This is a genomic window from Bacillus sp. FSL K6-3154 (genome assembly GCF_040869395.1).
Lineage (GTDB): Bacteria > Bacillota > Bacilli > Bacillales > Bacillaceae > Bacillus > Bacillus safensis.
Genome location: NZ_CP152033.1, coordinates 1206933 through 1223448, shown reverse-complemented (window position 1 = coordinate 1223448; position 16516 = coordinate 1206933). Strand labels below are relative to the sequence as shown.

Below are 16516 nucleotides of genomic sequence, written 5' to 3'. Positions count from 1 at the left end.
CCTCGTTACCTCAGCTGATCCATTGGGACAAAGTCCATATCTTTGAATGTATAGTTTTCTCCCGCCATTGCCCAAATAAATGAATAATTCGCTGTTCCTGAGCCTGAATGAATGGACCAGGCAGGTGAAATGACTGCTTCCTCATTTGCCACCACAAGATGTCTCGTTTCAGATGGCTCCCCCATAAAATGAAAGACCCGTGCATCCTCTTCGATATCAAGATATAAGTACACTTCCATCCGGCGATCATGAATATGAGCAGGCATCGTGTTCCATGTGTTATTGGTTTCAAGCTGAGTGATGCCCATCATGAGCTGACAGCTTTGGATGCCGTCTGCATGGATGACTTGATACAGGTTTCGTACGTTGGAGGCAGCTGCTTCTCCTAAGTGGTTGGGTGTTAATTCAGCGATGGCTGCTTTTTGCGTAGGGTACGCCCTGTGAGCCGTGGCTGATACTAAATAGAACTTGGCCTGCTCGCCTGATGAACTAGCGAACTGTACATCTTCGTGACCAAGGCCAATATATAAGAAATCTTTATGCTCCAGCACAAAGGCCTCACCATCAACAGTGACCGTTCCTTGTCCGCCGACATTCACAATCCCGATTTCTCGTCTTTCAAGAAAATACTCCGTCCGTAAAAAGTCTCCGGCATCTAGTGTGATGGGCCCTGCTGCCGGCATCGCTCCGCCAATCACCACGCGGTCCTCATGCGAGTAATAGAGCTTTAATTCACCACTGACAAACAGCGTAGGAATATGAAAATGACGACGAAGTTCCTCTGTTGTAAAACGTTTGACCTGCTCAGGATGTACAGCATAACGATTTTCCATTTGGATAAGCCTCCCTTTCCATATGAAACAAATATTGATATTTATTTGGTATCGGTTTCAAGGAAAATTTTAGAGGAAAAAGGGAGCGTCGTCAACCGTTATTTTGAAATCGCTTTCTTTTCCTCTGATTAGACAAATTCTTTCTATCATCATGCAAAAAAATCTTCTGAAATGCGTTCAATTATGATATGCTCTTTTTAAGTTTATTTGAAATCGGTTTCGAACCAAATAAGAAGATCAATTGTGGGAGTTTTTTTGAATGAAAGAGAAAAAGCAAACGAAAGTCACCATTAATGAAGTTGCAGCTTATGCAGGGGTCTCAAAATCAACTGTATCCAGATATATCAATGGCAGAACAAATGAAATTTCTTCAGAAAAGGTAAAAAAAATCAAGAAAGCCATTGAGGAACTCCATTATCGTCCGAGTCAGCTCGCTCAAGGATTGAAAGTCAGAAAAAGCAAGGTCATTGGGTTTATTGTAGCCGACATTACGAATCCATTCTCTGTGGCAACACTTCGCGGAGTCGAAGAGATTTGTGATGAATATGGATACAGCATCATGGTGTGCAACACAGATAATCGTCCAGAAAAAGAACGAGAAATGCTCCTAAAGCTGAATGCACATTATATTGAAGGGCTCATCATCAATACGACAGGACAGAACAATGACATTCTGGAGGATTTTAAGAAAAACGGTGTACCGATTGTTCTTGTAGACCGGAAGCTGCCTGAACTGAAAGTCGACACAGTGACCACGAGCAACCGTGATATCACCATCCGGCTGCTTCAAAAAATGTATGAGAAAGGCTATGATCACATCGCTTTCTTTACTGAGCCTGTCGGTGGAATCAGCCCTCGTGAAGAACGAAAGGAAGCATATGAACAAACAGCTTTGAGTAAACATAAGAAACCGATCATTGCAGAAATTGATTTAAAGCAAAAGGAACAAATGCGCGAAGAGATTGTCCGTTTTTTACAATCAAACGAACAGAAAAAAGCGATTTTAGCCGGTAATGGATTACTCATGCTGAAGCTGATTAGTGAACTTGTAGAGCTTGGGGTGAAGATTCCTAAAGAGATAGGCATTGCAGGGTTTGATGATACAGAATGGTATAAGCTGATTGGACCTGGAATCACAACGGTCGCCCAGCCATCTCATGAAATGGGGAAAGCAGCCATGCAAAAAATCAAGACGCGGCTAGAAGGGGATGAAAGTGCGCCCCAAACGATTCAGCTTGATGGAGAAATCATAGTAAGGAAATCTTTATAAATGATAGGCAGAGAAGAGTATACATACGTGCATGCTCTCTCTTTTTCAACTGATTTGAAACCGGTACCGAGAAAGGGGAGAAATGAGTGAAAGCGTTGGATGCGGTCACATTTGGGGAATCAATGGCGATGTTTTATGCAAAAGAAGTTGGAGAGCTTCATCAAGTGCATACATTTCAAAAGGCGCTTGCTGGTGCAGAGAGTAACGTGGCTGTCGGCTTGGCGAGGCTGGGCTTTCATGTGGGCTGGATGAGCAAAGTCGGAGCAGATTCACTTGGCACATTCATTTTAGAAGAGCTTCAAAAAGAAGGGGTCGATACAAGTGCAGTGCTCCGTTCAAATGATGGATCTCAAACGGGAATCTTACTTAAATCAAAAGTGAAGGAAGGAGACCCTGACGTCACGTATTATCGGAAAGGCTCTGCTGCGAGCACAATGAGTCCAAGCGACTTTCCCGCCGCTTATTTCAAACAGGCAGGCCACCTTCATATGACTGGTATTCCGCCTGCCTTATCTAGTGAAATGAGAGCGTTTTCTTTTCGTGCTCTTCAAGAAATGAAAGAATCGGGCAAAACCATTTCATTTGATCCAAACCTTCGGCTTCAGCTATGGGAAGAGGAAGAAGATATGATTCAGACGGTGAATCATATCGCCTCACAATCGGATTGGTTTTTTCCAGGGCTTGCAGAAGGGCAAAGGCTCACGGGTTGTCACGAGCCAGAAGAGATTGCAGATGTTTATTTGCAAAAAGGTGTCAAGTTAGTGGTCATTAAGCTAGGGGCAGAAGGTGCCTTTTATAAAAGTGCAGCAGGTCAGGGGATTGTGAATGGATTTTATGTGCAGGATGTCGTAGACACAGTTGGAGCTGGTGATGGATTTGCAGTGGGGGTCATCAGCGGCTTGCTTGACGGCTTATCACATGAAAAATCCGTGACAAGAGGCAATGCGGTCGGGGCACTTGCAGTGATGTCACCTGGCGATAAGGACGGACTGCCTACCCGGAAGGAGCTTCAGGCTTTTATGAAAGAAGCCAAGCGATATCAAAGGCGGGAGTACATGAAAGGGGATGAGAGATATGGAAAAGTCAGCAAGTTTGAGCGTTAAAAAGCAGCTAGCGTCTTGTAAATTAATTGCAGTGGTAAGAGCAGGTAGTGAAGCAGAAGGCATTGAAATGATTGAGCGTTTAAAGAAAAAAGGGGTTCGTGCCATTGAAGTAACGTATACTACGCCAAATGCTGAACGCATCATCGCATCCTTCCAGCAGGAGCAGGATCTCATTGTAGGAGCGGGAACAATTACGACGCTGGAGCAGGCACAATCAGCCATTGAGGCAGGCTCACAGTTTATCGTTAGTCCAGGATACCTTCCTATGATTGGAGAACATCTTTCATTTTACGACACACTCTATGTACCAGGGGTTATCACCCCGAGTGAAATCATGCAGGCAAAAGCAGATGGCTATTGCTTGCTCAAGCTTTTTCCGAGCGGCTCTTTCGGTTTATCCTATATGAAAAACTTACAAGGTCCATTTCCAGAGATTGAATTTATCCCTACGGGCGGCATTCATCCAGCTGATGTTCCAAAGTGGCTCAAAGCAGGCGCGGTGGCTGTTGGTGTCGGAAGTCAGCTTGAAAGCAGTACAGCAGAGGAATTACAAGCCGTTCTTTCCTCATAAATACTTGTCAAACGAACAAACAACTGGCTCGTTGATGCCGGTTGTTTGTTCGTTTATCTGACATAACAGCAGGTAAACATGTGACTCTTCACGTACAATGATCGTGAAGGAGTGATTGAAAATGTACATTCTACAAGATGAACTCACGGATGGACGAATTGATCAGCTGATTACCACACATATAGAAGAGATGAAGGAGCATTCGCCGCCAGAAAGCATTCATGCCCTTCCGTTGACTGATTTAAAAAAGCAAGATGTCACGGTGTGGAGTGTGCGAGATGGAGAGGAGCTTCTTGGCTGCGGAGCGTTAAAGGAACTGTCAAGTGAACATGGGGAAATCAAATCGATGAGAACCGCAGCCCTCCATATGCGAAAAGGTGTAGCGAGATATATGCTGAATCATCTTCTCCAAGAGGCAAAACGGCGCGGCTACACACGTGTCAGCTTAGAGACAGGGGCAATGGCTTTCTTTGAACCAGCAAGAAAACTATATGAGAGCGCTGGGTTTCAGTATTGTCCGCCTTTTGGTACATATCAAGAAGATCCAAACAGTTTATTTATGACAAAGGAATTATAGAGGTCAAGAGAGTATGCTTATAAGCAGCTCTTTTTTTTATGCGGAAATAGTGGAAAGGAGGAGGACACGGTGAAATTATCTAAGTGGATTGGAATGAGCGCATTTCTCACATTTTGTGTGGTATCTGTCATCTTCTTAACGTTATTAGGTCAAGATTTATTTAAAATTGAAAGCGCTTCCGATAAAGCGGAGTCAACGTATCAATATCATTTTGTTCTTATACCGGAGGAACTTGATAATGAATATTGGCAGCTTGTACAAAAGGGAGCTGCGGATGCGGCAGACGTTCATCACGTGTATCTAGAATATTTGGGCCCAAAGCAAGCGGATGTAGACGATCATCTGAAAACCATTGATATGGCAATCGCTGGGCATGTTGATGGCATTATGACACAGGGACTTGATGCGAAAAAATACAAACCGCTTTTTCAGAAGGCGAGGGAAAAAGGAATTGATGTCGTCACCGTCGATACGGATGCAGAAGGGAGCAAGCGTCAAGTGTATGTAGGAACGGACAATTACTATTCAGGCTTTATCGCAGGACAGGCACTCATTGCAGATACAAAAGGTGAACAGTATGTAGGAATTGTCACAGGCAGGCTGGATGCCATTCATCAAAAGCTGCGTGTCAAAGGCTTTCGAGATGCCGTCTCCGCTGAAAAACGCATTCATATTGCTGGAATAGAAGAATCAGCCATTACGAAGTCAGGTGCCTCAGGTGCCGCTTATAAACTATTAAACGATCATGCGAAGCTCACCGCATTTTATGGCACAAGTGCATTAGATGGTGCAGGCATCATTCAAGCAATCGCACAGTATCAATCATCCACTGATTTTTATGTGCTTGCATTTGACACATTGCCTGATACGATTCAGGCGCTTGATGATGGAACGATTGATGCCGTGGTCGTGCAGCATCCTTATGAAATGGGCTATCAAGCGGTTGAATCGCTTGTTCGTTTGCAAAAAGGTGAAAAAGAAGAACCGCTTCAGTACACGGGAACGAGTGTGATCCGGCGCGGGGATCTGCCTCTTCAGCAAACAGACAGAAAGCAGGGGGTGCAGCCATGAGAAGGATTCGAAGTAAGCTGTTATTGGCATTTTTAATCCTTGTGCTTCTTGGCAACGTAGCCGCTTTTTTTGTCTACTGGAGCAGTTCAAAAATCACATTAGAATATAGCCGGAGCTTTCGTTCTTTTCTCCTGCTCAATGATATATCGACAGAGGCGAAAACGATGTATGAAAAGGTCAATGCCTATGCCATTGAAAAGGATCGTAAGTTTGCCAAAGAATATCTTACGTCAAAACAGAAAATGAAATCATACGATCAAGCGCTGCGAAAGGATGCCGGTCTTCATGCGGCAATTCCTTCTATTGAAAAATATCAATATATGATGCGGACGCTCATCAATGAAAGTGATGCGACCATGACACATGTAAAAGAAGGGAAAATCGAAGAATATGCTGCAAGTGTGAAGGAAGTGAGAACCGTCTCTTCCTATATACAAGAGCAGACGATGACCCTGCTTGATGATGAATTATCTGAGTATCAGATACTCTATCAATCTCTTCAAAAAAGGCATCAAACCTATGCGCTCTTTACCTTATGCCTGTTTACGTTATCAATCGGGGTCGCCTTATGGATGGCGTATATGATTGCTGGCGGGATCTCAAGACCCATCGTTCATTTGTCCCGAAGCGTAAAAGAAGTATCAGAAGGAAATTTTGATGGAGCGAATTTGCATGTTACCTCAAAGGATGAAATCTCTGTTTTAAATGAAGCCTTTCAGCGAATGCGGCAAGAGATGAAAATGATGATTGAAGAGATCAAACAAAAGGCAGCATTGGATCAAAAAATCAAAGATATGAAGCTAAAAACGCTGCAAAACCAAATGAACCCGCATTTTTTATTTAACACATTAAACATCGTTTCACGTATGGCTTACTTAGAATCAGCAGAAGCCACATCGAGGTTGATTCAATCCGTTTCCACGCTGATGCGGTATTCGCTGTCTGCTCTTAGTACATCCGTTACATTGGAACAAGAAGTGAAAGTGGTGAAAGAGTATTTTCATATACAAGAAACGAGATTTGCCGATCGTATTACGTGCAAAACGTCCATCGATGAATCGTGTTTATCTGTGCATATCCCAAGTCTAACCTTACAGCCGCTTGTCGAAAATGCCTTTATTCATGGCGTCGAGCCAAAGGAGGAAGAGGGACTTGTCGAGCTCTCGATCTATGAAGAAGGCGGCTATGTGATGATTCGGATTCGGGACAATGGGATGGGCATCAATGAACAGGAGAAAAGAAGATTGCTGTCAGAAAAAGAAGAGGAAGATCCGAACATACTGAGTAAAGGCCACTCGACAGGAATCGGTCTTCGAAATGTAATGTCAAGACTGCGCTTGTTTTACGGGGTGCAAGATGCCCTTCAAATTGATTCAAAGCCAAACGAAGGCACCACCATACAATTGGCTATTCCGATGAAGGAGGGACCGGCATGCTGAACGTGCTGATTGTCGATGATGAAAAAATAGAACGGCTAGCGATGCGGAAGTTCTTAACCGAATGGGTTCCAGAGTGTCATATAGCAGGAGAAGCGGAAAATGGAAAGAAAGCGGTTGAATTCGTGCGATCTGAGTCCATTCATCTTGTGCTCATGGATATTCAGATGCCTGGCATGGATGGACTGACAGCGATCAAACAGATCAAAGCAATCAGTCCTCATACAAAATTCATTATGCTGACAGCCTACGATACATTCGATTATGCCAAGCAAGCGATGCAGGAGGGGGTGAAACAATACCTCGTCAAACCAGCTGACAAAGATGAAACCATCGCAGCCATTCGATTTGTAGCAGCAGAGATTCAGCAGGAGGCGTCTCTGCGGCAGGCGGCAGCGGCCGATCAGCAGTCAAAGTGGCTTGAAGCGCATGTCATGAACGGTCAATCCTATACATCCATGGAGTTTCAACAACTTTTCTCCGAATATGAAGCAGGTCTTATCATCGCTGTGCAGCGGACAGAAGGAGATCAGCTGTTGATCGATTTACAGAAATCTGCACGATTTCATACGGTGCCGATTCAGATGGGGGGAGAACTGTTTACATGCCTCATTTATAGTCAGCAGGGACCAGGTCAGCTAAAGGCAGAGGTGCTGCAAGCCATTCGAGCTGCCATGACAAACGGTCAGCCTTCACCTGTCGTTGGCATAGGGCATCCAGTCTCAAACCCGCTTCATCTTCAAAAAAGTGCAGCAGAGGCGAAGCTTTCCTATTATCAGCGAAAAAAGAGTGGCGGCGTTGTTCGTTATGGCTTTTACCAAACAGAGGTGAAGCCCGGTCCATTGATTCATCTGCCGGAGCTTGCAGACAGCATGATGCAGGCGCTTGAGGAAGGGAGAAGAGAGGATGCGCTGGCTTTATTTGATGCCTTTCAATTAGAGGGGGCGACGATTTCGCAGGTAAAAGAACTGCTGATTCTCTTCAAATCACGCCTCCGTACAGACCTATCGATATTGACAATCAGCACCGCAGCTGAATGCCGCCAGTGCTGTGAACACCTATTTGATGTGTATGAAGCGAGAACCCAGACCATCAATGACATCGAGCGGGCAAAACGTTACATCAAAACATATTATTGTGAACAGATCACGCTTGAGCAAACGGCTGCTTATGTTGATTTAAGTCCCACCTATTTCACAAAACGATTTAAAGACGAGACGGGTCTGACATTTAAAGAGTATGTGACAGCCTGCCGGCTGGATAAAATCAAAAAGCTCCTCAAAGACAGCACGCTTAGCTTAAAAGAAATTACCTTTCAGGCAGGATATACAGATCCTAATTACGTCAGCCGTGTGTTTAAGAAGATGGTCGGCTGTTCACCGAAGGAATATCGAAAACAGGCCGTAAAAAAATGAAGAATTTCATAAAAAAGTGAAGAAGTTTGCCTGAAAAAAAGCAAGGATCTGCCATTATACTTATTTTGATAACGCTTACAAAATGGGGATAGGGGGATCAATTATGAAGTTCAAATTAGGCTTTACACTGCTGGCACTCTGTATGCTTATCGTCACTGCCTGCAGCTCATCGACGAACTCAGAGGCAAAAAAAGAAGGCGGAGCGGAAAAGCTCGAAATTTTCTCTTGGTGGACAGGAGCTGGTGAGGAAGACGGGCTAAAGGCACTCATTCAATTGTTTGAAGAGGAGAATAAAGACATTCCAATTGAAAATGCAGCCGTCGCAGGTGGTGCTGGTACGAATGCAAAGGCTGTCCTGACTAGCCGTATGCAGGGAAATGATCCGCCTGCTACGTTTCAAGTGCATGGCGGGGCGGAGCTGAATGAGAGCTGGGTCGCGGCAGGCAAAATGGAGCCTCTGGATGATTTATATGAAAAAGAAGGCTGGAAAGACAAATTTCCAGAATCACTGATTGACCTTGTCAGCAAAGATGGGAAAATCTATTCCGTGCCAGTGAACATTCACAGGGGCAATGTGCTTTGGTATAACAAGAAAGTATTTGATGATGCAGGCTTAGAGCCGCCAACGACATTTGATGAATTTTTCAAAACAGCAGATGCATTAAAGAAAAAAGGAATCACACCACTTGCACTTGGAGATAAGGAGCCTTGGGCAGCAACTCATTTGTTTGAAAGTGTTTTGCTGGGTGTATTAGGTGCAGATGGTTATCAAAAACTTTGGGCTGGCGACATGAAAATGGATGACCCGAAAGTGAAGGAAGCGGCAGACATCTTTGGACGTATGCTCGAATACGTCAATGACGATCACAGTTCACGTAACTGGCAGGATGCCTCACAGCTCGTGGCAAAAGGAGAAGCGGCGATGAATGTGATGGGCGACTGGGCGAAGGGGTACTTTGTGAATGATCTTGATTTGAAGGTGAATCAAGACTTTGGATACGCGGCGACTCCTGGAACGGAAGGAAGCTTTATGGTGATCACCGATACATTTGGACTGCCAAAGGGTGTGAAACAGCCAGAAAACGTGAAGAAATTCTTATCCGTTTTAGGATCTGTGGAAGGACAGGATGCGTTTAATCCGCTAAAAGGATCGATTCCAGCACGTGTGGATGCAGATGTATCAAAATATGATGAATACGGAAAATCGGCGATGAAGGCATTTAAAGAGTCAAAACTGGCGCCGTCTCTTGCTCATGGCTCAGCTGCTGAAGAAGGGTTTGTGACAAAAGCGAATCAAGCCGTCAATATCTTCGTGACACAAAAAGACAGCAGTCAGTTTGTTTCATCATTAAAAGATGCAATGAAATAAAGACGAAGGAGGCGGCGGCTAGGCACCGCCTCTTTTTTAGAAAGGAGTGCAGTTTCATGCGCATAGACACATCGCCGATGACAAAAACACCTGTGCCCAAAGTTAAACGTATGCGGAAAAAATGGAATGGAGACCAGCTGCTGGCGCTGCTCTTTTTAGCCCCGTCAGCGGTTTTATTATTCATCTTTGTTTACGGTTTTATTGGCTGGACAGGATATGTGTCATTATCAAACTGGACCACGCTTGTTCCTGATTTCTCTTTCGCAGGTCTTCGCAATTATGTCATGCTGTTTCAAGATTTCCGCTTTCAATCAGATCTTCGAAACACGGTCTTTTTCACTTTATTTTTTATTGGAGCGGTCATTGTCTCTGGTCTCGCACTTGCGATTTTACTAGACCAGAAGATCAAGGGGGAATCTCTTTTTCGGAATTTATTCTTCTTTCCGATGGCTCTTTCCTTCGTTGTCACAGGAGTCGTATGGCAATGGATTTTAAACCCGTCAACTGGGGTGAATTTATTTTTGAAAACGCTTGGTATCCAGCCTAAGTGGTATACGGATACGAACATATTGGCCGGATTTGTCTGGGGGAAAATTGAGTTTGGTGTACCTGCGGCCATGATTGCTGTTGTGATTGCAGCTGTTTGGCAAATGACAGGCTTCTCTCTGGCGATGTATTTGGCGGGGCTACGAGGAATTCCAGAGGAAGTAAGAGAGGCTGCTAGAATGGATGGCGCAACGGAGTGGCAGATTTACTGGAAAATCATTTTCCCTCTTTTAAAACCGATTACTGCAAGTGTTGTCATCATCATGGCTCACATTTCTTTAAAGATCTTCGATTTGATTTACTCGATGACAGGGCCGGGTGCGAACTTTGTCACGGATGTTCCGGGCGTGTATATGTTTGAAATGACCTTTAGAGGAAACCATTATGCAGGCGGTGCCGCCATTGCGGTTGTCATGCTGATCTCTGTTGCGGTCTTTATCGTGCCATATCTCCTGTCGAGCCGGAAGGGGGCTTCATCATGACAGCCAGATGGTTTGTCCGTCCAGTTCTTTATGCTTTATTGATTTTGTGCAGTCTCTTTTTTCTGATGCCTGTTTATGTCATGCTCGTCACAAGCTTGAAGCCATTAGGTGAAGTCACCCTTGAGCGAATGTGGTCGCTGCCATCTACTATCGATTTTTCAAGCTATCAAATCGCGTTTGAAAAGCTGGCGCCCAATTTAATGAATTCTCTTTATCTTGTCATTCCCGCTACTTTATTGTCTGCTGTATTAGGTGCAATGAATGGCTATGTATTATCAAAATGGCGTTTCAAAGGATCAGAAGTCGTCTTTACGCTGATGCTGTTTGGGATGTTTATTCCATATCAAAGTATTCTAATTCCACTTATTCAATTTTTGCGTGAAGTCGGATTGTATAATTCAATTCCAGGGCTTGTGCTTGTCCATGTCGTATACGGACTTCCGATCACAACACTCATGTTTCGAAATTTCTATGTGAGCATCCCAGATGAAATGATTGAATCGGCGAAAATGGATGGTGCAGGGTTTATCGGGATTTTCAGACATATGATTCTTCCGCTTTCGATCACAGGATTTGTTGTGGTGGCCATTTGGCAGTTCACAAATGTGTGGAATGAATTCTTATTTGCGGTCACGATGACCACTGCGGAGCATCAGCCGGTGATGGTTGCCTTGCAAAATCTATCAGGCAGTCAAATTGTGCAATGGAACGTCCAAATGGCAGGGGCGATATTGGCTGCGCTGCCGACACTACTCGTCTATATTCTTCTTGGAAAATACTTTGTCAAAGGGCTTCTTGCTGGCTCTGTCAAAGGGTAAAATATTTTTTGTGTTATCGTTTTCATTCGGTGTACTGAAAGGATTGACTTCTCTTTAGATAGCGTCATAATAAAAGTTGAGACTTACTAGTTTTCATCAAGCTAGGTAAGGATTATCAAAGGGTAGCAAAGGGAGGAGTCATTCTGAATGAAGCAGTCACCAATTTTTTTACTGCCTGAATTGAAGGAGAGAATATGGGGAGGTACAGCCTTAAGGGATCAATTTGGCTATGATATTCCTTCTGATCAAACGGGAGAATGCTGGGCAATTTCTGCTCATCCAAACGGACCAAGTGTCGTGCAAGACGGTCCATATAAAGGGAAAACGCTGATCGAACTTTGGGACAATCATAGAGAATTGTTTGGGGGGATAGAAGGCGACCGCTTCCCGCTGTTAACTAAAATATTAGATGCAAACCAAGACTTGTCCGTTCAAGTTCATCCAGATGATGATTATGCGGAAAGACATGAAAATGGCGAGCTTGGAAAAACAGAGTGCTGGTATATCATTGACTGCGAAGAAGGAGCAGAAATGATCTATGGGCACAATGCAAGAACAAGAACTGAGCTTGTCACCATGATGAATAGCGGAGATTGGGAAGGTCTTTTGCGGCGGGTGAAGATTAAGCCTGGTGATTTTTATTATGTGCCAAGCGGTACCATCCATGCGCTTTGCGAAGGAACGCTTGTCCTTGAAACGCAGCAAAGCTCAGATACAACCTATCGCGTATATGATTATGAACGAAAAGACCAAGATGGCAACGAACGTGAACTTCATTTTGCGCAAGCGATTGATGTCACAACAGTTCCTCATGTAGACGGGTATGCAGATGAATCAGTTGAAACACGCCGGGGAGTGACCATTCGTACATTTGTCGAAGCAGAATATTTCTCTGTGTATAAATGGGAAATTGATCAAAAAGTAGAACTTTCGCAGGATTATCCGTTTTTGCTATGCAGTGTGATTCATGGAGAAGGGTCTTTAGAGCATGACGGACACACATATCCACTGCCAAAGGGCGCTCATTTTATTCTGCCGGCTGAAACAGGAAGCTTCTCAATTGAAGGATCTTGTGAACTGATTGTGTCGCATATATAAATAAAAAGACTTTCAAGCATACAAACAGCTTGAAAGTCTTTTTTATTTCATCATATATAGAAAGGTTAGTTTAGAACTTTATAGAAAGTGTCCATTGCTTTTTTATTATACTCTTTATAATTGAATGAAGCATAAGAAGGGTGTGTCTGAGAGCTAAAGTTATTTAAACCTTCTATAAGTCCATCAATACTATTATTGACTAAAGCCCCGTATTTACCATTCTCTAAAACAGTTCTGTTGGCAATGATATCTGTTGCTAAAATATCCATACCTAGTGTCATTGCTTCTAAAAGGACCATTGGCTGCCCTTCATAATGGGAAGATAAAACAAAGCAATCACACATTTTTAGGATGGTAAATGGGTTTTCAACTTGGCCTACTAAGAACACATGGTTTTGCAATTCTAATTGGTCTATTAACTTTTGAAGGTTATTCTTTAGTGGACCATCACCGAGAATATATAGCCTGCTATTTGCGTTTGTTTCGACATGATGCTTAAACGCAGTGATTAAATTATCTTGCCCTTTCTCTGGTGATAAGCGTCCCATATTAACAAAATTATAGTGATGTTTTGATGGATAAGGGACAAATTCATTTTCTATTTGGAACCCGCGAATTTCGATAATTTCAAGTGCTTTTTTATCTACCCAGCCTATTTTTTCATTATTGAGCTCAATTGCACAGTATGTTGATATAGGTGTGGTGACCTCTTCAGTGACATCAATTTCTTTTTGATTATATAGATAATAATCTTCCACAACTTGAAATCGTGTATTTTCATTTGTTTTATTATAAATTTTAAACTCATTTAAATGAAGCAAAGCAGAATAACTCACTTCTTTACGATTTAAAATAGATTGAGGGTCTAATTGTTTAAATGCTTTTACGTTTAACCACCCAATCACTTTTCCATCATAAGAAAATTGATAATAGGTAGATGTGTTGGTTTTATGGCTCTTGGTTACAGTTACAATCGCATCTTTATAGAGATCAGCGCTGCAGACTTCAGCATAACCGAAATTTGGATATGCTTTAGACCATACTTTATGATTTTCTGTATGAACAATCTTCATTTTCTTGTTTAAATTTCTTTCTAAAAGTGTTCTATTATTCAAAGAGTGAATAAATTCTTCATGTCTATGGTAATTTTCAGTTAATAATGTGTGCTTTTCTTTTTCGATCAATGCTTGTTTATCTTTAGGGAGATCACTATTAACTTCGTAATTTTTCAGTATTTTTAGTGCTGAGGAATCTATCCATCCTATTAATTGTTTATTAATATAAAATCTGCTATAGACGGAGCGCTCAGTTCTAGCTTCTCTATCTATTTCCACCATAATATTCTTATATGGATGGCTAGAAGAAACCTTTTTAATTCCCTTCGTTTTATAGGGTTTTGTCCAAATATCATTGCGCTTAGGAGATGCAATCACTGCTAGTTTATGAACTTCTTCTTCACATATAATGCTATCTGGTAGAATCTTAAACGCTTCTTTATTTAACCATCCCACCACATGATCTTCATAAGTGAATTTATATAAAACTTCGTTTTGTTTTGTTACAGCTTGTCTTGTAATCATGACCACTTTATTTTCAAAATCTTTAGCTGAAAAAGTGGAAAAATTATTTTCAACTAATGTAGGGAGTATTTTATCGTGTTTATTGCTTAAAATTTTCGCCCTGGATTTAAAAGGTTTATTCGATATGATTGGGCTGTTATCTTCTTCGCTAGAAGTTAATTCTGTTCCTAAAATTTTGTCTGGGTTAATGGAGTTCATTACATAATCAAATTTACTTTCTTCTGCATATTGAGATAAATTCTGTTTGTTTAACTCCATTGTCCCTTTAGAGACACTCACTAACTTATCGAATTTATCATATATGGTGAATAAACCTCTCAGATTAATTCTATGAGGTTTCTTACCGTTAATCGTTCTTTCGCTATCTGAGAGAAGATCATTATGCATAAAACATATTTTTGTTTTCGCATCTGCAGAAACGAGATATTTAGCCCAGTATAAACTATAGCCACTAAAATCAATCACATGATCAAAAGTGGATTTTCCGAATAGGCGCTTGAATTCTCTGGAATAAGCTTCTTGTGGATAGAGTCTTTTTTCTAGTTTCCCTTTTGCTCCGCGATTATGAATTAATTTATCTTTATAAACTTCTTGCAGAGTATATACAGGTAAGCCCGGCTTGAAGATAAATCTGACATTTTTATTGACTTTTGCAATATTATTTAATACTTCTTTTGAGTTTGGTGTACTCATATAACAACTCACATCATATTTATCATAATCAATATTTTGAGTTAAGTTAATGAAAGAGGAAGTAATACCATTATTTTTCATACCTCCTGGATATATCAATATCTTTTCTTTCACTTTATTATGAGTATTGATGCAGCGAACGGTTTCAGTCTCATTATTGAAGATAGCCTCAACTACTCTTTCAGTCACTTTACCATCGTCGTACTTTGTGAAGTCATGTTTAAACTGCTCATACTTGGTTTTGAATTCTAAACTTATTTCCTTTATTCGACCAATTGATTCTGCCAGATCTCTTATATTATAGACACGAGGTCCTGGAAGGTCTTCAAGATTAAAATACATTCCCCGTTCTTCGTTATATTCATCTGCGTCCCACATATAAAATAGGACTGGTTTATTTGTAACTAAAAAATCAAAGAATATACTCGAATAGTCAGTGATCAATAAATCGGTCGCACTTAAAAGCACATTTGTATCAATAAAATCCGGTATAAGCCGGCCTTGTAATTCCGTTGATCGACTTGCTTGGTGATAAAGAAATGGATGAAGCTTAAGAAGAATATTATATTCTTGACCGCATCGTTCTTGTAAGTAATTCAGGTCAGAAGTGATCTGAGTTAAATTATTTTTAACCTTACCAACATTCGTCCCTTTCCATGTCGGTGCATATACAATAGTTTTTTTCTCTAAAGATAGGCTAACTCCAAAAGATTGAAGATTTTTTTTAAATGCGAGAGGATCAGTATTTAATGTTAGATCAATTCTTGGATATCCTTCTTCTATTATTTTCCCTGAAAAAATGTGTTTTAGCTTATAGCTATTTAAGAACATACTTGTTGTATGTTCATTTGGGCTAATAAGATAGTCTGAGCTTAAAAAATTTCTTAATACGTTCTGAGAATGTGCGGGATTTCCTGGAATATCAAAGCCCATATACTTTAATGGTGTACCATGCCACGTATTAATATAGACTTGCTCTTCTTTACATATAAAAAATGGTTGGAAAGTAGAGTTATTGATTAAATATTTTGCAGTGGCTAAATATTTCAAATAGTCTTTAGAATTTCTTTTGACAAAAATCACGTTTTTGTCATCTCTATACTTATTTAAAATTGGTTTTAATGTTTCAAAGTCTTCAATAGACCAAATGTGAGTATAGTCTTTAAAATTAGGCTGATGAAGCAAATATTCAAAAATGGCTAAAGGACTATCAGTCATGCTTTTTCCATCTCTAGATTCATAAAGTACGGTTTTATCAACAACATCAAGATGTTGATAATAATATGCATATAGGTTATTCCTTTGGTGTCTTTTATCTTTAATAAAATTCCTTAAAGGGTCTTTGAGAAAGTTTATTTTCCTTTTTAAAATCTTTTTGTTCCGTTTTAGGATCTTCTTATTCATGGTTGTGACTCCTTTTAATCTTCCTTTTTAAAAAGTCAAAAATTTGTTGTAATATACAGACAAGTGAATTTAAAAATTTCGATAAAAAAATACAAATGATGCTATATGATACCATATCTTTAAAGAGAAATTAATATGATACTAAATCTTTAATGGAAATTTAAGATGATGAAATGATATTTAGGTGAAAAACATCCTGAATATGTCATTTTTCATAGATAGATATAAATATAATGAGTCTTTTGTTGTT

The 16516-nt window shown here is 41.0% G+C and carries 13 protein-coding genes; 11 read left to right on the top strand and 2 right to left on the bottom strand.

Going from position 1 to position 16516, the window contains the following annotated elements; genetic code table 11:
* Nucleotides 1-5 precede the first annotated feature (5 nt).
* Complete coding sequence (gene kduI, locus MHH61_RS06485; RefSeq protein WP_125585907.1) at nt 6-833, bottom strand: 5-dehydro-4-deoxy-D-glucuronate isomerase; 828 nt, start codon at nt 831-833, stop codon at nt 6-8.
* A gap of 259 nt (nt 834-1092) precedes the next feature.
* Here kduI and MHH61_RS06480 point away from each other — a divergent pair, with 259 nt between their 5' ends.
* From MHH61_RS06480 to manA, 11 genes are all read left to right on the top strand, one after another.
* The gene (locus tag MHH61_RS06480; protein WP_125585909.1) at nt 1093-2103 is read left to right on the top strand and encodes a LacI family DNA-binding transcriptional regulator; all 1011 of its coding nucleotides are present in this window, start codon (nt 1093-1095) and stop codon (nt 2101-2103) included.
* A 122-nt stretch (nt 2104-2225) separates the two neighbouring features.
* Nucleotides 2226-3206, top strand: a complete 981-nt coding sequence (locus MHH61_RS06475; RefSeq protein WP_051149969.1) for a sugar kinase — start codon at nt 2226-2228, stop codon at nt 3204-3206.
* The gene (locus MHH61_RS06470; RefSeq protein WP_125585911.1) at nt 3178-3777 is read left to right on the top strand and encodes a bifunctional 4-hydroxy-2-oxoglutarate aldolase/2-dehydro-3-deoxy-phosphogluconate aldolase; all 600 of its coding nucleotides are present in this window, start codon (nt 3178-3180) and stop codon (nt 3775-3777) included. Before MHH61_RS06475 ends, MHH61_RS06470 begins: the two co-directional genes overlap by 29 nt.
* 121 nt (nt 3778-3898) lie before the next feature.
* Entirely contained in the window at nt 3899-4354 is a 456-nt protein-coding gene (locus tag MHH61_RS06465; RefSeq protein WP_125585913.1) for a GNAT family N-acetyltransferase, read from the top strand.
* A gap of 69 nt (nt 4355-4423) precedes the next feature.
* Entirely contained in the window at nt 4424-5425 is a 1002-nt protein-coding gene (locus MHH61_RS06460; RefSeq protein WP_125585915.1) for a sugar-binding protein, read from the top strand.
* On the top strand, nt 5422-6864 hold the full coding sequence (locus MHH61_RS06455; RefSeq protein WP_125585917.1) for a sensor histidine kinase: 1443 nt from the start codon (nt 5422-5424) through the stop codon (nt 6862-6864). Before MHH61_RS06460 ends, MHH61_RS06455 begins: the two co-directional genes overlap by 4 nt.
* On the top strand, nt 6858-8276 hold the full coding sequence (locus tag MHH61_RS06450) for a response regulator (protein WP_125585919.1): 1419 nt from the start codon (nt 6858-6860) through the stop codon (nt 8274-8276). Before MHH61_RS06455 ends, MHH61_RS06450 begins: the two co-directional genes overlap by 7 nt.
* A 103-nt stretch (nt 8277-8379) precedes the next feature.
* Nucleotides 8380-9645, top strand: a complete 1266-nt coding sequence (locus tag MHH61_RS06445; protein WP_101676531.1) for an ABC transporter substrate-binding protein — start codon at nt 8380-8382, stop codon at nt 9643-9645.
* Between the two features lie 56 nt (nt 9646-9701).
* Nucleotides 9702-10673: a carbohydrate ABC transporter permease gene (locus MHH61_RS06440; RefSeq protein WP_034624582.1), complete on the top strand. Its 972-nt coding sequence runs from the start codon at nt 9702-9704 to the stop codon at nt 10671-10673.
* Nucleotides 10670-11491 (top strand): carbohydrate ABC transporter permease, encoded by an 822-nt coding sequence (locus MHH61_RS06435; protein ID WP_024426281.1) that lies wholly within the window; start codon nt 10670-10672, stop codon nt 11489-11491. Before MHH61_RS06440 ends, MHH61_RS06435 begins: the two co-directional genes overlap by 4 nt.
* A 147-nt stretch (nt 11492-11638) precedes the next feature.
* Nucleotides 11639-12589, top strand: a complete 951-nt coding sequence (gene manA, locus MHH61_RS06430; protein ID WP_034624580.1) for a mannose-6-phosphate isomerase, class I — start codon at nt 11639-11641, stop codon at nt 12587-12589.
* Between the two features lie 65 nt (nt 12590-12654).
* Here manA and MHH61_RS06425 read toward each other — a convergent pair whose 3' ends face one another.
* Nucleotides 12655-16266: a CDP-glycerol glycerophosphotransferase family protein gene (locus MHH61_RS06425; protein WP_125585921.1), complete on the bottom strand. Its 3612-nt coding sequence runs from the start codon at nt 16264-16266 to the stop codon at nt 12655-12657.
* Nucleotides 16267-16516: the final 250 nt, after the last annotated feature.